Annotated in this window: 26 protein-coding genes; 10 read left to right on the top strand and 16 right to left on the bottom strand. The window is 70.2% G+C overall.

Annotation, left to right across the window (positions count from 1 at the left end):
• Positions 1–141 precede the first annotated feature (141 nt).
• The 11 genes from BLT25_RS25445 to BLT25_RS25490 form a co-directional block, all read right to left on the bottom strand.
• Entirely contained in the window at positions 142–1413 is a 1272-nt protein-coding gene (locus tag BLT25_RS25445) for a replicative DNA helicase (RefSeq protein WP_091052053.1), read from the bottom strand.
• Complete coding sequence (locus BLT25_RS25450) at positions 1410–2213, bottom strand: hypothetical protein (protein WP_091052054.1); 804 nt, start codon at positions 2211–2213, stop codon at positions 1410–1412. The genes BLT25_RS25445 and BLT25_RS25450 overlap by 4 nt, the downstream gene beginning before the upstream one ends.
• Positions 2213–2593 carry a hypothetical protein gene (locus BLT25_RS25455; RefSeq protein WP_091052056.1) on the bottom strand — a complete coding sequence of 127 codons (381 nt, stop codon included), beginning with the start codon at positions 2591–2593 and terminating at the stop codon, positions 2213–2215. The genes BLT25_RS25450 and BLT25_RS25455 overlap by 1 nt, the downstream gene beginning before the upstream one ends.
• 169 nt (positions 2594–2762) lie before the next feature.
• Positions 2763–3323: a hypothetical protein gene (locus tag BLT25_RS25460; RefSeq protein WP_091052058.1), complete on the bottom strand. Its 561-nt coding sequence runs from the start codon at positions 3321–3323 to the stop codon at positions 2763–2765.
• Positions 3320–3946 carry an ERF family protein gene (locus tag BLT25_RS25465; protein WP_091052060.1) on the bottom strand — a complete coding sequence of 209 codons (627 nt, stop codon included), beginning with the start codon at positions 3944–3946 and terminating at the stop codon, positions 3320–3322. Before BLT25_RS25465 ends, BLT25_RS25460 begins: the two co-directional genes overlap by 4 nt.
• 66 nt (positions 3947–4012) lie before the next feature.
• Complete coding sequence (locus BLT25_RS30070) at positions 4013–4156, bottom strand: hypothetical protein (protein WP_176884274.1); 144 nt, start codon at positions 4154–4156, stop codon at positions 4013–4015.
• A gap of 68 nt (positions 4157–4224) precedes the next feature.
• Entirely contained in the window at positions 4225–4599 is a 375-nt protein-coding gene (locus tag BLT25_RS25470; protein WP_091052061.1) for a WhiB family transcriptional regulator, read from the bottom strand.
• Positions 4596–4922: a hypothetical protein gene (locus BLT25_RS25475; protein ID WP_143033858.1), complete on the bottom strand. Its 327-nt coding sequence runs from the start codon at positions 4920–4922 to the stop codon at positions 4596–4598. The genes BLT25_RS25470 and BLT25_RS25475 overlap by 4 nt, the downstream gene beginning before the upstream one ends.
• Positions 4919–5326, bottom strand: a complete 408-nt coding sequence (locus BLT25_RS25480) for a hypothetical protein (protein WP_091052064.1) — start codon at positions 5324–5326, stop codon at positions 4919–4921. Before BLT25_RS25480 ends, BLT25_RS25475 begins: the two co-directional genes overlap by 4 nt.
• Complete coding sequence (locus tag BLT25_RS25485; RefSeq protein WP_143033859.1) at positions 5326–5577, bottom strand: hypothetical protein; 252 nt, start codon at positions 5575–5577, stop codon at positions 5326–5328. Before BLT25_RS25485 ends, BLT25_RS25480 begins: the two co-directional genes overlap by 1 nt.
• Positions 5578–5698: 121 nt before the next feature.
• A complete protein-coding gene (locus BLT25_RS25490) occupies positions 5699–5932 on the bottom strand; it encodes a hypothetical protein (protein ID WP_091052067.1) in 234 nt (77 codons plus the stop codon).
• Positions 5933–6122: 190 nt separating this feature from the next.
• On the opposite strand from BLT25_RS25490, the gene BLT25_RS25495 reads away from it, so the two are divergent.
• Positions 6123–6545 (top strand): helix-turn-helix domain-containing protein, encoded by a 423-nt coding sequence (locus BLT25_RS25495; RefSeq protein ID WP_176884276.1) that lies wholly within the window; start codon positions 6123–6125, stop codon positions 6543–6545.
• A gap of 160 nt (positions 6546–6705) precedes the next feature.
• The gene (locus tag BLT25_RS25500) at positions 6706–7023 is read left to right on the top strand and encodes a hypothetical protein (RefSeq protein ID WP_091052070.1); all 318 of its coding nucleotides are present in this window, start codon (positions 6706–6708) and stop codon (positions 7021–7023) included.
• Between the two features lie 142 nt (positions 7024–7165).
• Here the strand turns inward: BLT25_RS25500 and BLT25_RS25510 are convergent, their stop codons facing one another.
• Together BLT25_RS25510 and BLT25_RS25515 are read right to left on the bottom strand one after the other, a co-directional pair.
• A complete protein-coding gene (locus tag BLT25_RS25510; RefSeq protein WP_091052072.1) occupies positions 7166–7627 on the bottom strand; it encodes a nitroreductase family deazaflavin-dependent oxidoreductase in 462 nt (153 codons plus the stop codon).
• Positions 7628–7724: 97 nt separating this feature from the next.
• Positions 7725–8951: an MFS transporter gene (locus tag BLT25_RS25515; protein ID WP_091052291.1), complete on the bottom strand. Its 1227-nt coding sequence runs from the start codon at positions 8949–8951 to the stop codon at positions 7725–7727.
• Between the two features lie 75 nt (positions 8952–9026).
• On the opposite strand from BLT25_RS25515, the gene BLT25_RS25520 reads away from it, so the two are divergent.
• The 6 genes from BLT25_RS25520 to BLT25_RS25540 all read left to right on the top strand — a co-directional run bounded on the left by BLT25_RS25520 (position 9027) and on the right by BLT25_RS25540 (position 15258).
• Positions 9027–9959 (top strand): LysR family transcriptional regulator, encoded by a 933-nt coding sequence (locus tag BLT25_RS25520; protein ID WP_091052073.1) that lies wholly within the window; start codon positions 9027–9029, stop codon positions 9957–9959.
• A 57-nt stretch (positions 9960–10016) separates the two neighbouring features.
• Positions 10017–10262: a hypothetical protein gene (locus BLT25_RS29565; protein ID WP_143033861.1), complete on the top strand. Its 246-nt coding sequence runs from the start codon at positions 10017–10019 to the stop codon at positions 10260–10262.
• A gap of 125 nt (positions 10263–10387) precedes the next feature.
• On the top strand, positions 10388–11203 hold the full coding sequence (locus BLT25_RS25525) for an endonuclease/exonuclease/phosphatase family protein (protein WP_256328789.1): 816 nt from the start codon (positions 10388–10390) through the stop codon (positions 11201–11203).
• A 196-nt stretch (positions 11204–11399) separates the two neighbouring features.
• Positions 11400–13400 carry an MMPL family transporter gene (locus BLT25_RS25530; RefSeq protein WP_256328792.1) on the top strand — a complete coding sequence of 667 codons (2001 nt, stop codon included), beginning with the start codon at positions 11400–11402 and terminating at the stop codon, positions 13398–13400.
• The gene (locus BLT25_RS25535) at positions 13397–14644 is read left to right on the top strand and encodes a sensor histidine kinase (RefSeq protein WP_091052078.1); all 1248 of its coding nucleotides are present in this window, start codon (positions 13397–13399) and stop codon (positions 14642–14644) included. The genes BLT25_RS25530 and BLT25_RS25535 overlap by 4 nt, the downstream gene beginning before the upstream one ends.
• Positions 14641–15258: a response regulator gene (locus tag BLT25_RS25540; protein WP_091052079.1), complete on the top strand. Its 618-nt coding sequence runs from the start codon at positions 14641–14643 to the stop codon at positions 15256–15258. The genes BLT25_RS25535 and BLT25_RS25540 overlap by 4 nt, the downstream gene beginning before the upstream one ends.
• A gap of 12 nt (positions 15259–15270) precedes the next feature.
• On the opposite strand, the gene BLT25_RS25545 is transcribed toward BLT25_RS25540, so the two are convergent.
• Positions 15271–15930, bottom strand: coding sequence for a response regulator (locus tag BLT25_RS25545; RefSeq protein ID WP_091052081.1), 660 nt, complete (start codon positions 15928–15930; stop codon positions 15271–15273).
• Positions 15927–17153 (bottom strand): sensor histidine kinase, encoded by a 1227-nt coding sequence (locus BLT25_RS25550; RefSeq protein ID WP_143033862.1) that lies wholly within the window; start codon positions 17151–17153, stop codon positions 15927–15929. The genes BLT25_RS25545 and BLT25_RS25550 overlap by 4 nt, the downstream gene beginning before the upstream one ends.
• Positions 17154–17296: 143 nt before the next feature.
• Here BLT25_RS25550 and BLT25_RS25555 point away from each other — a divergent pair, with 143 nt between their 5' ends.
• Together BLT25_RS25555 and BLT25_RS25560 are read left to right on the top strand one after the other, a co-directional pair.
• A complete protein-coding gene (locus BLT25_RS25555) occupies positions 17297–18193 on the top strand; it encodes a type II CAAX endopeptidase family protein (protein WP_091052085.1) in 897 nt (298 codons plus the stop codon).
• 25 nt (positions 18194–18218) lie between these two features.
• On the top strand, positions 18219–18797 hold the full coding sequence (locus BLT25_RS25560) for a DUF4232 domain-containing protein (protein ID WP_091052087.1): 579 nt from the start codon (positions 18219–18221) through the stop codon (positions 18795–18797).
• A gap of 18 nt (positions 18798–18815) precedes the next feature.
• Here BLT25_RS25560 and BLT25_RS25565 read toward each other — a convergent pair whose 3' ends face one another.
• Positions 18816–20072 (bottom strand): MFS transporter, encoded by a 1257-nt coding sequence (locus tag BLT25_RS25565; protein ID WP_176884278.1) that lies wholly within the window; start codon positions 20070–20072, stop codon positions 18816–18818.
• Between the last annotated feature and the right edge of the window lie 93 nt (positions 20073–20165).

Raw genomic sequence — 20165 nt, forward strand, 5'->3', positions numbered from 1 at the left:
CCGCACTCAGGACAGGTGCGAGCCGCTGCCCGCTTCTGCTGGGTGCGTCGCCTGTCGTAGTCGCCTCGTCTGCTGTGTGTGCGTGCCATGTAGGGGAGAGTCCTCACGAGCTCGATTCGAAACAGTCGGACCGGATGTTTCTCAGACCATGGACGCGATCCGGCCATAGTGACCCTGGAACGACAGGGACACCTGAACCCCCGAGGGGCCGCCACGGTTCTTCCCCACGATCAGGTCGACCTCGCCCGCACGATCCGACTCCCGCTCGTACTGGTCCGGGCGGTGCAGCAGCCACACCTGATCGCTATCCTGCTCGAGCGCGCCAGATTCGCGGAGGTCCGACACCATCGGAGTCTTGTCGGTCCGGTTCACGTTGCCACGGTTCAACTGGGCCAGCAGCAACACCGGACAGGCGTACTCCTTCGCCGTGAGCTTCACGGTCCCGGAGATCTGCGCCACCTGCTGTTCACGCGGCATCCGGGCATCGGCCGGCCTGACCAACTGGGCGTAGTCGATCGCGATCAGCCCGAGGGGCTTGCCGAACTTGCGCTGCGTGCGGCGGGCGGCGGCCCGGATCTGGGTCATCGACTGGGCGGGACGGTCATCGATCCACAGGGGGAGGTGTCGGAGGCGTTCCGCGGCGTCGCTGATCTGGGACCACTCACGGTCCGACAACTGCCGGTTGATGATGTTGCCCAGGGACACCTTCGCGAGGTTCGCGAGGAACCGGGACACGTACTCCTCCCGCGACATCTCCAGGGAGGCGATGTGGACGGGCTGCCCCTGCATCGCGGTGAACATGCCGACGTTCGCGGCCACCAGCGACTTGCCGTGCCCCGGGCGTGCCGCGACGGTGATCATCTGCCCCGGGCGTAGACCGTTGGTGGCGTCGTTCACCTCAGGCCACGGCGTCGGCGCGGTCTGCTGGGGGTGCTCGATCCAATCCAAGGTGAGGTCCACGGCCTCCTCGAGCGCCACCCCCGAGTCAGAGGTTTCGGCGGACTCGGCGGCCTTCGCGACGATCGACTCTGCCTCGCGGGCGGCCTCCTCACCGGAGCCGGCGTCTGGGTCTTCGGCGCGCTGCCTGATCGACAGGGCCGCGTCCACGAGTCGGCGGCGCAGGGCAGCGTCGGCCACCTGGGCGGCGTACCGCGGTGCCTGGACCGGGAGGACATCGGACACCATAAGGTCGACCAGGAGGGTCTTGTGTCGTGCCTCCACGGGCAGGGTGACGGGGTCGATCCGGTCACCCCGCCCGTGAGCGGTCACGCACGCGTCCCACACCGCGCCGTGGTGCGGGTTCCAGAAGTCCGCCTCGGTGAGCATCGGCCCGAGCTCGTCCATGTCGCACCGACCGGTGAGGAGTGCGGAGAGCAGGGCCCTCTCGGCGTCGGTGTTCTGCGTAGCGGTCATGCGATGGCCCACGGGTCAGCGGGGTCGTGGTCCTGGATGCCCTGGCAGAGATAGACGTTGCGCATGTCGGTCCACTCGTGACGGTCGTGGTTCTCGTTGTCGCGGCACTGTCGCAGGATGGTCCGCGTGGGCTGGGGGTCGTCGGACGGTGCGGCGTTGAGGGGTTCGTCCTCCCAGCGTCCACCGTTCAGCCACGTCGCGGCGTGCGGGATGAACTGGGGATCCTTGCCCTGCCACATCGCCTTGGCCATGACCAGGCCCTTCATGATCGTCTCGGCGGGCGCGGACTTGCGGGCCTTCGCGTAGGCGGTCTGTGCGGTCTTCTTGGACTGCTTCTTCGGGTAGGCGGCCCAGAACTCATCGAACCCGCCATCATCAGCCGGTTCAGGCTTCGGCTTCGGGGTCGCCTTCGGGCGCGGCGCGGGACTCGGGGACGTGCCCCGGTTGTTGGCCATCCGCACCCGGTTCTTCTCCCGCTTCGCGTTGATCTTCTCGGCGGACTCCTGGTGGTCGGTCCACTGCCAGAACTGGAACCCCGGTTCCCCGTCGCGCTCCTCCGCGACCCAGAGGTTTGCGTCCACGAGCCGCTGAGCCAGGATCTCGGCGTTCGAGTCCCACCGGTCCAGTTCCTCCGCCGGCACCCACCCATCGGTGTGGAAGTTGTCGATGCACCACGACTCGGCGCATACCCACAGCCCGATCGCGGAAGCGTCGCGGGGACGGTCGCCACCCTTCCGGGCGCGACGCATCTTCGGGTGGTCGTGCAGGTCGCCATAGAGCTTCCCCCACTGCTTCGCCATCACGCACCCACCCCGGCACCCAGGGACATCTCAGCGCGCATGAGCGCAGACAGTGACTGGACGACGGACGCCTGGTCACGTACGACCCGCAGACGGTCCTCAGCGGCCTTCCGGACCTGCTCCTTCACCGCGGCGTCGAACCGCTCGTCACTGGTCGCCTGGTCCACCCACGCGTCACGGTCCGCGACCGTGACGCCGTTCTCTCCTCGCTTCGGGCGCGGGCACTCCTCGGACAGGATCGCGCGAGCCTTCGCCATCGTCAGCGCCTCGATCGCGTGGACCTCGGCATTCCGGGCATCCGCTACCGCACGGGCGGCGGCCCCGAGCTCCTGGTGTACGTCGAACAGGCGCTGTTGCACCTGACCTGGGGTGAGGCTCACGCGGCCCTCCTGTGGTGTGCGGGCTTGTCAGTGGGGAACACGTGCCACACGGCGCTGGCCTTGGCCCACCTGACCTGATAGCGGGTGTTCCAGGCGCGGGACCAGCGGCGGGCCCACTTCATGGCGTTCTGGTGATCGTGGATCGAGCCACCCGGGGCGCGACTGGCTTTCACTGGCTGGCCCCCTCGTCGGCCATCCGCGTGACCTTCACGGCCCACGGCCCCGGGGACCGCTCGCAGTAGTCGTCAGCGTCGATCCCGAGTCCACGGAGCCCGGTCACCTTCGGGGCGGCCGAACCGTGGACCTCCTGCACGCGGCGTACGACCGCTTCCAGGGACACGTCCAGCTCCTCGCCGTCCGCGCTGATGACGTGCGCGCCCTTCAGGCCCTCGGCCTGGATGACCTTGCGGCGAACTTCGGCCTGCCAGGCGGCGTGCTCCCACGACTTCCGGTCTGGCCGGCGGGAGCGCTCCACGCGCAGGGTGCCGCTCTCGGCGTTGTCCGCCAGCATCGACTTGGCGGTCTCCTCCTCCAGGGTCCGCTCGATCGACAGAAGGAAGACGCGGGCCTCACGGACGCTCCACAGCAGCTCTGCCAGGTCACGGCCCTCGGGGTCGGTGCACTCGGTGACCAGGCCAAGAAGCCTGTCACTCAGGGCCTGGACGGACGCGGTGACGTTCTCGACCACGTCCCCGTTCAGGCCGACAGGGGCCACGGTCTCGGCGGTCATGACGCCACCGCCTGTCCAGTGACGCGGGCGAGGTGCTGGTCCACGGTCGCCTTCAGCGCGTCATCCAGCAGCCCGAACGCGTGGGCACGGTTCCCCCACTCGCGCACCGCGGCCTCGGTCTCCGACTCGCCCAGACCCTGAAGGATCATCGCGCGACGCTGGTCCGGGGTGATCTCGGCGGGAGGGGCGGCCCGCTCGTACTGGTGCTCGTCCGGGTCAGGCTCGTTCGTCGGCAGACACAGGGCCTGAAGGAGGAACGTACGGAACGCCACGCTCATGGCCTTGGGGGTGGCCTTGTCGCCGGAGTCGGCGGCCTCGCCCGCGGCGGCCCCCGCCATCGTGTCGCCCGCGGGCCCGTGGATGGCGTACTTCACGAACACCGTGACGTTGCGCATCCCCTTGCCGTTCGAGGTGGTCACGTTCTCGGGGGAGTGCGTGACCTCGGTCGGCACGACGGACACGCCGTGGGTTCGCAGCACGGGGCCGACAGCGTTCATCACGTCATCGACACCACGGAAGTTGAACCGGGCGGGCCCGGAGGTCACGGCCTGGTTCTTGCCCAGCCCCTGGACGTCGGCCATCACGGCGGCCCACGCCTCTTGAACAGTCAGCTTGTCACTCATGGTCTCGGTCTCCAATCGAGAAGGTGGGATGCCCTGCCCCCTCGCAGGGCATCCCGGTACGGGTGGTCAGGCGATCTCTTGAAGGACCGTCACGTGCCCCAGATCGACGTGGCCCTCGTCGTAGTCGCGGGCCTCGTCGGCGGTGTCGAACACGTGCGACGCACCACAGGTCATGCAGTCGAACGTCGTTGCTTCGGTCTCGGTCTCCATGACGTAGATACTACGCAGTTCGCGCGCAGTGCGCAAGCACTACGCGCGAACTGGCGAGCGCGAGAGAGTCAGGCGGCCTTGCTCCGGGCTCGATCCGCCGCCCGCCGGCACTTCTGCGAGCAGTACCGCTGCCCCCCAGCCTTCGGGGACCGGATGAACTCCTTCCCGCAGGCGGGCGCAGGACAGGTCAGCACCTGCAACCACACGGGGTCCTCCCCGAACCACACGCCGGCATGGATGCCGTACGCCTCGCCCTGGTCCTTGGCGTGCTGGAAGCACTCGCGGCGGACGGGGCACGGCCCGCAGACCTCCGCCTTCGTGTCCTCCACCGAGGTACGCAGCGCGGCGTCCGGTTGCATACGGGCAGGGTCCACGTCGCGACAGTGGGCGAAGTCCATCCATGCCGCCGACGTGGCGGGCCCGAACAGAAGCGGCTCGGTCACACCGTCACCTCATCCCAGGTAGAAGGAACATCGCGGGTCGCCTGAAGGAACCGCGGCGTACGGCCCTGGGCGCACAAGGCGACGAGGGGGAGCGCTGAGCACAGGTCAGCGAGCGTGACCAGTCGGTCGCGATCGGCGGGCCCGAGCTTCTTGGATTTCTCGGTGCCGACCTGGACGAGAGCCAGGCCGAAGACGGGGTGAACCATGATGAGGTCGGCGGCACCCTTGGATCCGGCAGACCTTGCTACCTGGATCCACCTGCGGCGCGTCATATGGTCAGACACGCGGTGTTCGCGTGCGCGCCCGTTGGTGGCGTGGCTCACTGGTCGACCGCCTGGCGGCGCAGGACGCGCGCGCGTCCGTCTCTCACGGCGGCGGAGATCGCGGTGTCGGTCCGGCCGAAGATGGTCAGCGTCGGTGCGCCGGAGAACCATCGGGACGTGTTGCCCTCCATCCTGCGGCGGGTGTACGTGACGTCCGTGCCGATCCACTGGACCACATCAGCGTCGGTCCACACGTACTCCGGGGCGAGGTCCTCGACCGTGACGCCGGCCCAGTCCTCACCAACCACGATCGTGGGACCCTCGGGGGTCACGACCCGCAGGTTCTTCCCGATGTAGTGGGCGTCACCCTCGACCGTGACCCGTACGCGGCGGGTGCTCACTGGGGGAGTGTTGGCGATCTCGACCGCCTCCGCGGCGGCCACGTCGTACGACTCGGCAACCATCAGGCACCCCCGATGAAGTCGGTGATCTGCGTCTGGGCCGGGTCGTTCGCGGCCAGGTAGTCGGCCTGGTCCGACACTTCGCGGGCGTCCTCGATCACGCGGCCCGCCTCGGCCTCCTTCGCAATGGAAGGGGTCGCGATGATGTCGTACTTGTCGTACGCCTCCTGGACGAGGCCCTGGACCTCCTCTCGCGTGAGGTGCATCGCGGTCAACTCGGCCACCGCGAGACGAGTCAGGTAGAACTCGTCCATCGGGGGGAGTGGCGGGGAAAGCTTGATGACTGACACTGGTAATCTCCTTCTCGTCACCCTCGGCGGCTCCGGTCCTCTTTAGGTCTCGGTCTCCAACCCGCCGGGGGTGTCTTGGTTTTGGTCAGGACGCCCGGGACGCCTTGAACGACAGGGACGCCATGTGGCCCCGCATCGCCGTCTCGTTGGGGAACTTGCCCAGGAACGCCTCACGGGCCGCCGCGGTCTGTTCCGCACGGTCCGTTGTCTTGCCCCAGCGGGCCAGGGCAGCAGCCCGAGCACGGGTGCTCCGCTGTGCGGCGGTGAGGTCTGAATGCTCGACTGTCCGCCTGTCGAGACGGTCCGGGGTGTTCTCCATGACAGACACACTACGCGCCCAGTACGCAACTACGCAAGCACTTCGCAGAAAGAGGCGCGCTGTGTTGTGAACGTGTGTTCGAACCCGCCTCTGACCTCCGGGAATAGCCAAACTGGGTAGTAACTACGCAGCCAGTTCGCCGTTACTGTGGATGAGTCAACCGAAAGTGTGGGGGAGAGAAAGGCACCTGATGCCCAAGAACCGATGGCCCCTCGGGGCCTACATCAACGAGGCACGCGGAACCATGGCGATGCGCGAAGCAGCGCGGCGCGCCGGCATCTCGGAGACCTGGTGGCGCGCGATCGAATCCGGGACACAGAAGGTCGGCGGCGTAGAAGTGTCGGTCACCGTCAAGCCGGAGACCGTGGTCATCGCCGCGCGGACCGTGAACGCGGACCCAAGCAAGGCCCTGGAGTTGGCCGACTACGACCCGGCGGACTATCAGTGGCTACTCGATTCCCCTGCGTCTAAGGACGAGTCGTCCGTCGAAGACCACAAGGAGTGGTTCGCGGGGCTGCCGCGCGAGGAGCGCGAGGAAGTCCTAGCCGAGCTCCAACGCCTGAACGTTGACATCGAGTTGACTCGTGGACTGGGCCGTCGCCGTTCGGGCTAGTACGTACTGACCCAAACGGGCGGTTTCTATCACGAATGTGTGAACGCCGTGTGTTGTCGGTGGGTGGCTGTTTAATATCAGCCAAGCGGAGGCAAAACCTCGGGAGTTTATACCCCCGCCCCCATACTCGGCAATACTCAAGAAACGGTAGATCCCCGACATGCTCGACACGTGGCTGGACAGCCTGACACCTCGCATCGTTCGACGTTGGGCTGTCCGGACCCTCATCGTGGCTGCCCCGGTCGCCGTGGCCGCCTTCTTCATCCATGCACTCGGCTTCCGCCCCTTCAATGGGGACGGGACGTTGCAGATGATCTACTCCGGCGGCATGTTCGTGGGCTGCACCGCGTTCGTCGTCGCAGCCTTCGCGACCTGCCACATGAAGATCGCGGCGGCGTTCGGGCACGGCTACCGGATGGCCCAGATGCACGAGCGGGACTTCGAGGGAGAGCGCCCCAAGCTCCACGTGGTCGACTGAACCACAGCGTTTAACCATTAGCACAGCGGTTCGCGCTACGCACCCACTACGCAGGCAGAACGCAGATAAGCACACCGTTTTAGGCATCCTCGCTTACAAGGAGGATGTCGGGGGTTCGAGTCCCTCTGCGTCCACCACAAGTTCAGTCCCCCGCGGCGATGTCGGCGATGTCGGTGGCGGTGAGGCGAAAGACGGGATGCCGGTGTGAGTCCGCGATGATGTCCTCGTCGGGGGAGTCCGCGGTCACGGCGAAGTAAGGCCGGGTCACCGGTACCTCCCGCAGGTACTGGCGCAGCACGGGGACGCTGGCCGGCGGGTCCAACTCGGTGACCTGCACCGTTTCAGAGCGGCCGCCCCGGCTGAGCGTGACCCGACCGGCCGCGCGGGCGTTGCGCACCCAGCTGGTGACGCCGTAGGCGGCGACCAGCCAGCGCTCGCCGTCCCGGGCCATGACATCGACGGGCGTGGAGTAGGGCGTGCCCGTCCGGCGGCCGGGGACGGTGAGGATGTGTCGGTACGAGTTGCCCAGCCCCAGCCGGATCATCACCGCGAACGCGCGGTTGACCAGGCGCGTGGCGGCGTTGACGCGATAGGTCCTGGCCATCGGCTTCTCCTCGGGTTCGTGGTCCGACGGTGGCGGCCTGAGGCGGATGACAGGCCGACCGCGCTGGTCACGATACGGCGACAGCCGTCTCGCTTGGTCAGCGCGGAGCTGCGTACGTCGTCGGCGCCGTCTGCGCACTGACCTCGCCGGAGGAGGGGGGCAGGAGCGTGCGGGCGGCGGCGTACGCGATCAGGACGATCGCGATGACCATGCTCGCGGTGCCTGTCCAGCCGGCAGCGAAGGCGAGGCCGCCGAGCCAGCCGAAGAGGCTGGAGCCTGCGTAGTAGAAGAGCGTGTAGAGCGAGGTGGCCTGCGCGATCCCGCTGGTCGCCATCGGGCCCACCCAGCCCGACGCGATCGAGTGCGCGGCGAAGTAGGCCGTTGCGAACAGCAGCAGCCCGATCAGGATGGTCGGCAGCCGGTCGGGGATCGTCAGCGCGCCTCCGGCGGCCATGGTCAGGGACGAGACGAGGAGTACGCGTAGGCGACCGAAGCGGGCCGCGAACGTCGCCGCCAGCCGGGCCGACACTGCGCCGGAAAGCCCGGCCAGGAAGATCACCGCGGTCAGCGCCGGCGGCAGGTCGAACGGCTCCAGCTCGAGCCGGTAGCCGAGGTAGTTGAAGACCGCCACCTGCGCGCCCATCAAGAAGAACGCCTGCGCATAGAGCGCAAGCTGGCCGGGGTTGGTGAGGTTGGCGACCATCCCGGCCCATACACCGGCTGGGCGAGGAGCCGCCGCGGGGCGGCGGCGCTCGGGCGGGAGCGCGGTGACCGCGACGGCGGCGCCGAGCGCGCTGAGGCCCCCGGCCACGAGAGCCGCCACGCGCCAGTCGCTCACGTCGGCGACCGGTGCGGCGACCAGCCGTCCGACGAGGCCGCCGACGACCGTTCCGGAGATGTACGTCGCGCCCGCGGCCATCGCGTCGCGCCGGCCGACCTGCTCGCTGAGGTAGGCGAGCGCGAGCGCCGGGGTGCCACCCAGGGCGATGCCCTGGGCGACGCGAAGGAGGATGAGCACGGGGAACGAGGTCACGAACGGGAGTGCCAGTCCGATCGCCGCCGCGGTGACGATGGCGATCGTCATCGACCGGGCCCGGCCGATCCGGTCGGCGACCCACGACCAGCCGAGCGCGGCGACGGCGAGCCCGATCGTCGCCCCGGAGACGGTCAGGGCGGCCTGGGAGGCGTCGACCGCGAAGTCGCGGCTGAGCGCCGGGATCAGTGCCTGGGGGTAGTAGAGCTGCACGAACGTCGTCATCCCGATCGCGACGAGCGCGATCAGCACGCGTCGATCGCCGGGGTCGGTGGGTTCCTGTTCGCTCACCTGCATCACGCTAAGGAGCCCGTGACTATGCGTCCAATGCATGGATGATGCTTGAAGAATGCTGATTCGCATACGATGTCGGCTGTGGATGCCACCGCACGGAATGTCCTGCCGATGCTCCCGGCCCTCGCCGCCCTGGCCGAGACGGGGCAGACGCTCGCCGCCGCCGACCTGCTGCAAATGCCGCAGCCCACGGTGAGCCGCATGCTCGCGCGCCTCGGTCGGGAGCTCGGCGTGGACGTGGTCGAAAGACACGGGCGTGGTCTGCGGCTCACCAGGGCAGGGGAGGCGCTCGCGCCGCACGCCGCCGCCGCGGTCGCAGCGGCCACGGCGGGCATCGAAGCCGTCCAGGCCCAGGAGTCCGGCACCCGCGGGCGGATCGCCCTCGCGTTCCAGAGCACGCTCGGCGAGCGGGTCGTGCCGGCGCTGGTCAAGGCGTTCCTTCAGCAGCATCCGGGTGCGTCCGTCGACCTGCTCCAGACCTCGCGTCCGCGCTGCCTGGCAGCCCTCGCCGACGGCACCGCCGAGGTCGCACTCATCTCGCCGCTCGAGGCCGGCTCCGGCCTGCGCCAGTGGCGGCTGCACACCGAGCCGCTGGTCCTGGTCGTACCGACCGGCCACCGGCTGGCCACCCGTGCCCGGGTGAGCTTCGAGGAGGCCGCCGAGGAGACGTTCATCTGCATGAAGCGCGGTTATGGGATGCGTACGCTGCTCGACGAGCTCGCCCTGGCCAGCGGCGTCACACCGACCGTCGGGTTCGAGGGTGACGACCTCGCCACGCTGCGGGGGCTGGTCTCGGCCGGTCTCGGTGTCAGCCTGGCTCCCCGCGACCCGCACGGCGCCACCGGCTACGTCGAGGTGCCGTTGACGAACCCCGAGGCGGTGCGGCACATCGGCGCCTGCTGGCTCGACCGCCGTCCATCGACCCTCGCCGCCGCCTTCCAGGACCTACTCCGGCGGCGGGGCCGACGGCTCACCGAGATCGGTCTGCGTCCCTTGGCGGGGTGAGCGTACGCGTCGAAGAAACCGGTGCGGGGCCCGAACCCGGAGTGCCATCATGGCGGCATGGAGGGTTCACGCAGGGAGACTCGGAGGGCTTCGGCGCCGCGTGCGTACTTCGATGGAACCATCGAGGTGCTCCATCACGACCGGGAGCTTCCTGAGGCGTCGGTCAGCTTCTCCGGCGGCCCGGACCGGGTCCACACCGACGACAACCAGGACGAGACCGAGTTCAACCCGGTCCGCCGCGTCGGCTTCACCGCCCCGATCCTGATCCGGGAGCCGCTCGTCTGGGAGGGCGACCAGGCCTGAGCACTCGGAAGTGCTCGATGTTCCGGAGCCGTTCGTCTCGCTGCCGCGGGGAGGACCGGTGGCGGCCCTAGGTTGTGGGCTCCCGCTTCTACCGGAGAGCGAGTCACCCCATGTCGTACCGCCTGATGCCAGCGCTTCTCGTCCTGGTCTCCACGTTCTTCGTGATGCCCACGGCCGCCACCGCCCACGGAGGGCATGGCGGCGCGCGGGTCGTCGACGTGATGACGTTCAACATCCACCATGCCCAGGGCACCGACGGTGTGCTCGACCTGCAGCGGGTCGCAGACGTCATCGAGGCCAGCGGCGCGGACGTCGTCGGGCTCCAGGAGGTCGACCGCCACTACTCGGCACGCAGCGGCTGGGTCGACCAGCCCGCCGCGCTCGCGGCTCTGTTGGGCTGGCACGCGGCGTACGGTGCGAACCTCGACTCCCCGCCGCCCGCTGGTCAGACCGAGCGCAGCCAGTACGGCACCGCCGTGCTCTCCCGCTACCCGATCGTGGCCTCGGAGAACACCCATCTCTACAACGCCGGCAAGGAGCAGCGCGGCCTGCTCCGGGCGACCATCGACGTACGCGGTCAGCGACTGGACTTCTACACGACCCACCTGGAGCACACCTCGCAGGACATCCGGCTCCATCAGACCGCCGAGATCGTCGACCTGGTCGGTAAGAAGGATCCGGCGATCGTGGTCGGTGACGTCAACGCCTACCCCGACGCACCCGAGATCGCGACCCTGACCGCGGCGTTCGACGACGCCTGGGAGGTCGCCGGCCACGGGAGCGGCTACACCTATCCCGCCGAGGACCCGCACGGCCGTATCGACAACCTGTACGTCACCGATCGCGTCCGCCCGGTGACCGCCGAGGTCGTCACGGCCGACCCCGTAGCCTCCGACCACCTCCCTGTCGTCAGCCGGGTCGTGATCGAGCCGCGTCGATAGGGACCCCGACCCGCTCGATGGGCGATGAGGATGCGCGGCATCGCCCATTTGGCTGATTCCTGGCTCAGCCTTGCTCGCGATGTTCCGCGGCGTCGTGCCTGGTGGAGTTGGTGGCATGGCAGATTCTCTGGTTCGTACGCGGTCGGTTGCTCGTCCGCATCTCTCAGACAGATTGACCTCACGGCGGGGAGCCTGGGTGGCGCTCGGTCTCGCGGTGGTCGTGATGGGGGTGCTCTTCGGGGTCTTCGCCGGCGCGGAGGCCCCGGCGCAGACCGGGCAGGCGCCGGCGGGCGCGGAGTCGACGCGGGTGAGCGAGCTGCTGGAGGAGTTCCCCGGTGCGGACCGACAGTCCGTGCTCGTCGTCGCCTCCCGCGAGGACAACGGTGCACTCTCCCAGGGTGATCTCGACGGCCTCGAGCGGCTCGGCGTCGAGATCGGTGCTCAGGCCGCGCCGGGCGACGCCGGTCCGATGCTCAGCGAGGACGACAGGGCCGCGGCTCTCCCCGTACCGGTCACGGTCGGCGCCGACAACGCCGAGAACCTGGAGGTGATCAAGACCCTGCGAGCCGACGTCGCGGCACAAGCCCCCGACGGGCTGGTGCTGCAGGTGACGGGCGGGCCGGCGTTCGGGGCCGATGCGGCCGCTGCCTTCGACGGCGCCGACGTCACGCTGCTGCTGGCCACGATCCTGATCGTGGCGCTGCTGCTGATCATCACCTACCGCTCGCCGGTGCTGTGGCTGATCCCGCTGGTCGTGGTCGCCCTCGCCGACGCGCTCGCCGGGCGGGTCACCGCAGCGGCGGGAGACCTGTGGGACTTCGGGTTCGACGCCGGCATCGTCAGCGTGCTCGTGTTCGGCGCGGGGACGAACTACGCGCTCCTGCTGATCTCGCGCTACCGGGAGGAGCTGCAGCGGACCGATGACGACCGTCTGGCGCTGAGCACGGCCTGGCGGAAGACGGTCCTCGCGATCCTCGCCTCCAACCTGACGGTGGTGCTCGCCCTGCTGACGCTGGTCCTCGCCACGATCCCGATGACCCGTGGCCTGGGAGTTCCCGCGGCGATCGGCCTGCTCATCGCCCTCGTCGCGGTGCTGTTCGTGCTGCCGCCGGCCCTGGCGGTGTGTGGCCGGCGACTGTTCTGGCCGTTCATCCCGCGTCCGGGTGAGTCGCGTGACCAGGGCGGGGTCTGGCGCGCGGTCGCGTCGCGGGTCCTCAAGCGTCCGGTGGCGAGCCTGCTGGGCGGGCTCGCGCTGCTCGCGGTGATGGCCTCCGGCCTCTTCGGTACGTCGGTCGGGCTCGACCAGGTCGAGAAGTTCCGGGTGCAGTCCGAGTCGGCTGCCGGTCTCGAGACGCTCTCGGCGCACTTCCCGCCAGGTGAGGCCCAGCCGACCTACATCGTCGCCGACAGTGCGGCCGCTGCCGAGGTGACCGCGGCCGCGGGTGACGTGGAGGGCGTCGTACGCGCCCAGCCGGCCGGAGTCACCGACGACGGGTCCTTGACGAAGATCATGGTGACCAGCGACTACTCGCCGGGCACCGAGCGGAGCCTCGACCAGATCACCGACCTGCGGGAGGCGGTCCACCCGATCGCGGGCGCGGATGCCCTTGTCGGCGGCGCGGTCGCGACCGACCTGGACGCCGCCACGGGCAGCGAGGACGACCTGCTGCTGATCGCGCCGCTGGTGCTCGCGGTGAGCTTCCTCGTGCTCCTCGTCCTGCTGCGCTCGCTGATCGCGCCCGGCCTCCTGCTCCTGGTGAACCTCGCCAGTGCGGTCGCCGCGATCGGCGCCGGAGCCTGGCTGAGCCGCGTCCTGTTCGACCAGCAGGCGCTCGACCAGCAGGTGCCGATCCTGGCGTTCCTGTTCCTGGTCGCCCTCGGGATCGACTACACGATCTTCCTCGTCCACCGGGCGCGCGCGGACGCGGCGCGGCTCGGCACCCGGGCCGGCGTGGTCGAGGCGGTCGCCCACACCGGTGGCGTGATCACCAGCGCGGGCATCGTCCTCGCCGGGGTCTTCGCCGCTCTCGGTGTGCTGCCGCTGGTCACGCTCGGGCAGCTCGGCCTGATCGTCGGTGTGGGCGTGCTCGTGGACACCCTGGTTGTGCGTACGGTGATCGTGCCGGCGATCTTCAGCCTGGTCGGCGACCGGATCTGGTGGCCGGGGACGTTGCAGGGTAGAGAATCGAGGCCATGAGCGTCGTACACGCGCCGTTGCGGCGGCCCGGCTCGGGATCTATCCCGGCCGGGCCGACCGTGCGGGCGATGGAGATCGGGCAGCACGTCATCGCCGTCGTGCTGACCGCGATCGGCGTCAGCCGGGCGATCGGCGACGGGGTGGCGGCTCCCGCCGCGATCGTCTCCGGGCTCGCGATCCTGCTCTGGCACACCGCCGGCACGATCCTGCCGTCCAGGACGCGCTCGCACAGCCTCCCGGTGTGGTGGCTGCTCGGCTTCGCGGTGATCTGGGTCGCCGCGGTCGCCGTCTCGGACGAGTTCGTCTGGCTCGCGTTCCTGCTGTGGCTGCTCGCCGGGCACCTGCTCCCGCTGCGCTGGGGACTGGTCTTCTCGGCGGCCATCCTCGTGGTGGTGGTCGTCGCCCCGATCCTGCACCGCGGCACGACCAGCTACGCGGACGTCTTCGGACCGCTCATCGGCGGCATCTTCGCGTTCGGCATCTCCCGTGGATACCTGCAGCTCCTCCACGACGCCGCCGAGCGAGAACGCCTGGTCACCTCGTTGAAGAGCGCCCAGCAGGAGATGGCCGAGCTGCAGGACGAGCTCCTGCTCGCCCAGCGCCACTCCGGAGCGGTCGCCGAACGCACCCGGATCTCGCGAGACATCCACGACACCATCGCGCAGGCGCTCTCCTCGATCCGGCTCCTCACCCACGCCGGAGGCAACCGCACCACGGACCCGGAGTCGTCGCGCACCTTCGCGCAGGTCGAGGCGCTGGCGGGTGACAGCCTCGCGGACGTACGCCGGATCGTCGAGGCCCTGGCGCCGGCCGAGCTCGAGGACGCCGCCCTCGCCGCGGCGCTTCGGCGTATGCTCGACCGCACGACCGACGAGGCCGGGCTGCACGTCGAGCTCCATGTCGACGACACGCTCCCGCTGCTGCGCACCGAGGTCGAGGTCGCGCTGCTCCGCACCGCCCAGTCGGCCCTCTCCAACGTACGTCTGCACGCCGGGGCGACCCGGGTGGTCGTCACCCTGATCGACGACGGAGACTCGGTGCGCATGGACATCAGCGACGATGGCACCGGGTTCGACGTCGTCGCCTGGGAGCAGGACGCCGATGCCGGCTCCTCCAGCTACGGCCTGCGTTTCATGCGGGCTCGCCTCCGCGAGCTCGGTGGCGGTCTCGACGTGGAGAGCACGCCCGGTGAGGGCACCGCGGTTTCCGCGCATCTCCCGATCCACATCGAGGCGTCGCGATGACCACGGTGCTCCTGGTCGACGACCACCCGGTCGTACGCAGCGGCCTGCGTGCCGTGATCGAAGCCGGCGACGCGCTGACGGTCGTCGGTGAGGCCGCGACCGGCGAGGAGGCGATCGTCCTCGCCGGTCACCTCCACCCCGATGTCGTGCTGTGCGACCTGCGCCTCGGGAGCGGGATCGACGGCATCCGGACCACGGTCGCGCTCCGCGCCCTCGATCCGGCGCCGGCCGTGCTGATCCTGACCACCTTCGACCGCGACGCCGAGGTGCTCGGTGCGATCGAGGCGGGTGCCGCCGGCTACCTCCTCAAGGACGTCGACCCCGAGGTCATCGTCCAGGGGATCCACCGTGCTGCCGCCGGCGACATGGTCCTCGCCCCGGAACTGGCCACCCGGGTGCTCAAGGGCATGCGCAGCCCGCTGCCGCGGCTCACCGATCGCGAGATCGAGGTGCTGCGGCACCTCGCCAGGGGAGCGACCAACAAGGAGATCGCGCGCACCCTCTTCGTCACCGAGGCCACCGTGAAGAGCCACCTCGCGCACATCTTCACCAAGCTCGACGTCGACAGCCGCTCCCGCGCCATCCACGTCGCACAGGAGACCGGCCTGATCTGACCCGCCTACGCCTCAGTGCTCGACGAGTCCCGACTGGTAGGCCCACACGGCGGCCTGGAGGCGGGACTTGACGCCGAGCTTGGGCATCATCCGGGCCAGGTGGGACTTGACCGTGGAGATCTCCAGGACGAGCGCCTGGGCGATCTCCTCGTTGGACATGCCCTCGGCGAGGTGGAGGAGGATGTCGAGCTCGCGGGTGGTGAGGACCTCGCTGGCGCGGGCCGCGGTCACGGGCTGCGTACGCCTGCGGGTGACGACCTCGCGGAGGACACGGCGGGTCAGCGAGGTGTCGAGGGTGCCGTGGCCGGCAGCGACGGAGCGGACCGCGGCGACGATGGCATCGGGGTCGGCGTCCTTGAGGAGGAAGCCGGAGGCGCCGGCTTCGAGGGCACCGAAGACGTAGTCGTCGATGTCGAAGGTGGTCAGGACGAGCACCGGGATCGGGTCGGTGACGTCGGGACCGCACAGCTCGCGGGTGGCGCTGATGCCGTCGCGGCCGGGCATGCGGATGTCCATGCAGACCACGTCCGGCCGCAGCGCGAGCGCCTGCTCGACCGCCTCCGCACCGTCCTCGGCCACCGCGACGACCTCGATGTCGGGCTCGGTGCCCAGCAGCGTACGCAGCCCGGCACGCACCAGCGGCTGGTCGTCGGCGACCACGACCCGGATCATGCGGTGATCCTCAGCCGGGTCTGCCAGCCGCCCTCGGCGGTCGGTCCGGCCTCGAGGATCGAGTCGGTCAGGTCGGCGCGCTCCTGCATGCCGACCAGGCCCAGGCCACGCCGCGCCGGCCTCCCGCCGGACGGGACGGGAGTCGCCGGTGGCCCGTTGCGGACCGTGACCACGACCTCGGCCGGGTCCTGGGTGTCCAGCACCACCACGCAGCGTGCCCCGGGCGCGTGCCGGGCGGCGTTGGCGAGGCACTCCTGCACCGTGCGATAGGCGGAGAGCTGGGCGAGCGGCCCGACGCTCTCGACGGCGGCGCCGGTCCCCAGCATCGAGAGCTCCACCTCGAGTCCGGCGCGCCGCGCCTCCTCGACTAGCGAGGCCAGCTGGGACAGCCGCTCCTGCCCGCCCGCGTCCTCGGCCTGCCCGGGGTTCCGCAGGAGCGTGACCAGGCCGCGCAGCTCGCGCAGCATCGCGGTGCTCTGGGTGCGGACCTGGCGTACGGACTCCTTCGCTCCGGCCGGATCGGTGTCGATCTGCCGCTCGACCGCGCCGGTCATCACCGCGATGCCGGTCAGATGGTGGGCGGCGATGTCGTGGAGCTCACGCGCCATCGCCGTACGCTCCTCCGCGATCGCCGCGGCGATCTGGGCGGACTGCTCGCGGTCGACGGCGAGGGCGAGGTCGGTGCGGGCCTCGCGGGCGTCGCGGCGCGCTCGCACGGTGGCGGCGAGCAGCGCCGGCAGGACGATCACGCCCGCACCCTGGACGAGGCCGGCGAGGACCGCGGTGCCAGCCGGGAGGCCGATGCTCGTCTGGCTCAGGGACGTGCCGAGCGCGACCAGCAGCCCGGCGCAGGCCAGGGCCGCGCCCAAATCACGGAGCCGGTGGGGGAGCGGCGTCGAGGTCACCGCCGACCACACCGCGACCAGCACAGCCGCCGAGGAGAGGCTGGTGGCGTCGCCCGCTCCGCTGAGCGCCAGGACGACCGGCGCGGCGGCCACCGCGAGCAGCACCGGCAACGGCCGCGAGCGCCGCTCGAGGAGCACGACCGCCTGCGCGGTCAGCACCACCAGCGCGACCCACCAGCCACCGCTGCCGAGCGCCGGGCTCCCGGCGACCGAGGGATCGACGGAGTCGAGGCTCGGCGCGGCCACCAGCAGCGAGGTGGTGATCAGCCAGATCACCACGGGGGTGATCAGCCGCGGCATCATCCTCAGATCGTTCACGCCATCATCCTTTCCGAGGCCGGTCCCGGTCACCAGCATCTTTCGATGCAAGTACGCAGGTTCGCTCTTTTGCCCGGCGCGGCCGGACCGGTCCCGTTCCTAGGTTCAGGTCACGAACTCGACCCCCTCGGAAAGGAACGACCATGACTACCACCCAGCCAGTCGCCCGGCCGGCGACCGAGCCGGACCAGGGCCTACGAGCCTTCGTACGCCGCCACCAGCTCTCCACCTTCTTCGTGCTCGCCCTCGCGGCGAGCTGGCTGGCCTGGACACCGTACGTCCTGTCCAACAGCGGTCTCGGCGTCTGGGACCTCACCTTCCCCGGCGGCATGATCGGCGGCCAGCTCCTCGGGATGCTCCCCGGCGCCTACCTCGGCCCGATCGGCAGCGCCGCGCTGGTCACCGGGCTCGTCGGCGGCCGAGCCGGCCTACGGGCCTGGGTCGTCGGGATGTGGCGCTGGCGGGCGAGCTGGCGCTGGTACGCCGGCATCCTGATCGGTGTCCCGGCCGCCATCATCGTCGCGACCCAGGCCGTCGGTGGGCAGATGGCGGCGCCGTCGCAGGCGTGGCTGTTCGTGCTGGTGGCGTACGTCCCCGGGCTCGTCCTGCAGATGATCACCACGGGTCTCGCCGAGGAGCCGGGCTGGCGCGACTTCGCCCTGCCCCGGCTGCAGCGGAAGGTCGGCCCGCTCGGCTCCGCCTTCGTGCTCGGCCCGATCTGGGCGCTGTGGCACATGCCGCTGTTCCTGACCGACTGGGCCGGCTGGCCGGACGTGAGCTGGTACGCGCCGCTCGTCTTCTCGGCCTTCTGCGTCACCTTCGGGATCGTGATGACCTGGGTCTTCAACCGCACCGGGCAGAGCCTGCCGCTGGCGATGCTCCTGCACACCAGCGTCAACAACTACGCCTCGGTGGCCTCCACCGAGCTGTTCCCGGGCGTCGATGCCGACCTGTTCCAGCTCGCGGTGCTGCTCGCCGCGGGGATCGGCGCGGCGATCGTCATCGTCGCCACGCGCGGACGGCTGGGCTACGAGAAGTAAAGGCCCCGGCGTGTATAGAGGAGCCATGCGTATCAGCACCCGGCGCCGTGTCGCGCCGCTCGTCCTCGCCACCGCCGCGGTCGCGCTCGCCGCGTCGGCCTGCTCCTCCGGGACCACCGACGGGGGCGAGCAGACCAGCCCGAGCCCGTCGGTGGAGCCGACCACCGAGCCCAGCGAGGAGTCGACCGAGGCGTCCGGCGACGTCTGCGCCACCGGCGACCTGTCCTTCACGGTCTCCGAGGAGTCTCAGGCGGGCGGCTACTACCTCGTCACGGCGAGTGCGAAGCCCGGCGTGACCTGCACCCTCGAGGGCGCCACGATCGAGGCCGGCTTCGGCTCGGACCTCTCCGGTGACGTGAAGCCGAGCGAGCAGGCGGTGAGCGAGCCGATCACGATGACCGGCTCGACCAAGGCGTACGCCGGGGTGAACCCGCACAGCGGGCCGCAGGAGGGCGGCGTGCAGTTCGAGGAGATCATCGTCTCCGCGCACGAGGGCGACATGGATCCGGTGTCCCTGAAGCTGCCGAGCACCGCGGAGGTCGACCAGCCGATCGGCACCAACTGGCACACCGACGCGGCGAAGGCGGTCCCGTTCTCCAGCTGATCCGTCAGATCCGGCTGATCAGATCCGTTCGGCGACCGGCGCCTCGGAGGCCTCCGCCTCCGGGGCGCCGTCCTCGGTTGCGGTGAGCAGGTAGCGGAGCCGGGTCAGCACCAGGCCCGCGGTGAGGGTGCCGCCGATCACGACGACCGCCCACAGGTGGCCTAGGCCGCTGCCGATGAGGGAGCCGGCCAGCGCCGGGCCGAGGATCTGGCCTAGGGTCAGGGTGAGACCGAGGGACGCGTTGTAGCGGCCCCGCAGGTGGTCGGGGGCGATGGTGTTCGCCAGGCCGGTCACGATCGGAGCCCACAGCGTCTCGCCGAGGCCGAAGATCGCGAGGCCGATCACGACGGCGGCGATCGCGCCGGCGAAGGGCATCAGGTCGGCGGCCGCGAGCACGGTCCAGGCCAGCGACCAGGTCAGCACGGCGCAGGCCAGAGCGGTCGTACGCCGCCACCCGGAGGTGAGCCGCAGCAGGATCACCTGCCCACAGACGATCACCGCGGCGTTGGCGGCGAAGGCCCAGCCGAGCGCTGTCGCCGGCACTCCGGCCACGTCGACGGCGTAGGCGGTCGCGCCGGCCTCGAGCTGTCCGTAGCCGAAGGTCACCGCGAGCACGCCGCAGCCGACCAGGGCGACCGCTCGCCGGTCGCGCAGCACCTCGCCCCAGGAACCGGCGCTCGCGTCGTCCGCGTCGCCGTCGGTGGCGCGGGCCGGGGAGCGGACCAGGAACGCGAGCACCGCGGCGTAGGCCAGGTAGGCGACGGCGTCGCACAGGTAGAGCACCTGGAAGGTCTCCGGCCGCGTCACGTCGATGAGGAAGGCGCTGACCAGGCCGCCGACGCCGATGCCCACGTTCAGCCCCAGGAAGGCGAAGCCGTAGGCCCGCTCGCGGTCCGCGGCCGGCACCATCCCGGCCAGCAGGGTGGTCGTGCCGGGCCACAGGGGAGAGGCGCCCACGACCACGCCGGCCAGCACCGCCATCGTCGGCACGGTCCCGTCGACGAACCCGAGCGATCCGATCGAAGCGGACTCCACGAGGAGCGCGGCCAGCAGGACCGGGCGTGGTCCGAAGCGGTCGAGGAGCGCTCCGACCCCGGGCGCGGCAGCCAGGCCGACGACCCCCATCCAGGCGAACATCCAGCCCGCGGTCGACGACCCGAGGTCCTGCACCTGGGCCATGTAGACGTAGAGGAACGGGAGGGTCAGGCCGTTGCCGAGGGAGGCGAAGGCAAAACCCACGAGCACGCGGGTGGCCTGGCTGGGGGAGTGCGGCACGGGTGTGATCGTCCTCTCTCTGGACCGCCCTGTCTGGCGGGGAGACGTTTAGGGTAGCCTCACTTAGGTTCGCCTAACCTAATCCCCCCGTGT

The sequence above is a fragment of the Nocardioides sp. YR527 genome, assembly GCF_900101045.1.
Classification (GTDB): Bacteria; Actinomycetota; Actinomycetes; order Propionibacteriales; family Nocardioidaceae; genus Nocardioides.

Excerpts from the sequence above, each read along its gene's own strand:
- BLT25_RS25445 (WP_091052053.1), bottom strand. The coding sequence starts at position 1,413 with ATGACCGCTACGCAGAACACCGACGCCGAGAGGGCCCTGCTCTCCGCA.
- BLT25_RS25450 (WP_091052054.1), bottom strand. The coding sequence starts at position 2,213 with ATGGCGAAGCAGTGGGGGAAGCTCTATGGCGACCTGCACGACCACCCG.
- BLT25_RS25460 (WP_091052058.1), bottom strand. The coding sequence starts at position 3,323 with ATGACCGCCGAGACCGTGGCCCCTGTCGGCCTGAACGGGGACGTGGTC.
- BLT25_RS25465 (WP_091052060.1), bottom strand. The coding sequence starts at position 3,946 with ATGAGTGACAAGCTGACTGTTCAAGAGGCGTGGGCCGCCGTGATGGCC.
- BLT25_RS30070 (WP_176884274.1), bottom strand. The coding sequence starts at position 4,156 with ATGGAGACCGAGACCGAAGCAACGACGTTCGACTGCATGACCTGTGGT.
- BLT25_RS25480 (WP_091052064.1), bottom strand. The coding sequence starts at position 5,326 with ATGGTTGCCGAGTCGTACGACGTGGCCGCCGCGGAGGCGGTCGAGATC.
- BLT25_RS25485 (WP_143033859.1), bottom strand. The coding sequence starts at position 5,577 with ATGGACGAGTTCTACCTGACTCGTCTCGCGGTGGCCGAGTTGACCGCG.
- BLT25_RS25490 (WP_091052067.1), bottom strand. The coding sequence starts at position 5,932 with ATGGAGAACACCCCGGACCGTCTCGACAGGCGGACAGTCGAGCATTCA.
- BLT25_RS25495 (WP_176884276.1), top strand. The coding sequence starts at position 6,123 with ATGCCCAAGAACCGATGGCCCCTCGGGGCCTACATCAACGAGGCACGC.
- BLT25_RS25500 (WP_091052070.1), top strand. The coding sequence starts at position 6,706 with ATGCTCGACACGTGGCTGGACAGCCTGACACCTCGCATCGTTCGACGT.
- BLT25_RS25510 (WP_091052072.1), bottom strand. The coding sequence starts at position 7,627 with ATGGCCAGGACCTATCGCGTCAACGCCGCCACGCGCCTGGTCAACCGC.
- BLT25_RS25520 (WP_091052073.1), top strand. The coding sequence starts at position 9,027 with ATGTCGGCTGTGGATGCCACCGCACGGAATGTCCTGCCGATGCTCCCG.
- BLT25_RS29565 (WP_143033861.1), top strand. The coding sequence starts at position 10,017 with ATGGAGGGTTCACGCAGGGAGACTCGGAGGGCTTCGGCGCCGCGTGCG.
- BLT25_RS25525 (WP_256328789.1), top strand. The coding sequence starts at position 10,388 with ATGCCAGCGCTTCTCGTCCTGGTCTCCACGTTCTTCGTGATGCCCACG.
- BLT25_RS25535 (WP_091052078.1), top strand. The coding sequence starts at position 13,397 with ATGAGCGTCGTACACGCGCCGTTGCGGCGGCCCGGCTCGGGATCTATC.
- BLT25_RS25540 (WP_091052079.1), top strand. The coding sequence starts at position 14,641 with ATGACCACGGTGCTCCTGGTCGACGACCACCCGGTCGTACGCAGCGGC.
- BLT25_RS25545 (WP_091052081.1), bottom strand. The coding sequence starts at position 15,930 with ATGATCCGGGTCGTGGTCGCCGACGACCAGCCGCTGGTGCGTGCCGGG.
- BLT25_RS25555 (WP_091052085.1), top strand. The coding sequence starts at position 17,297 with ATGACTACCACCCAGCCAGTCGCCCGGCCGGCGACCGAGCCGGACCAG.
- BLT25_RS25560 (WP_091052087.1), top strand. The coding sequence starts at position 18,219 with ATGCGTATCAGCACCCGGCGCCGTGTCGCGCCGCTCGTCCTCGCCACC.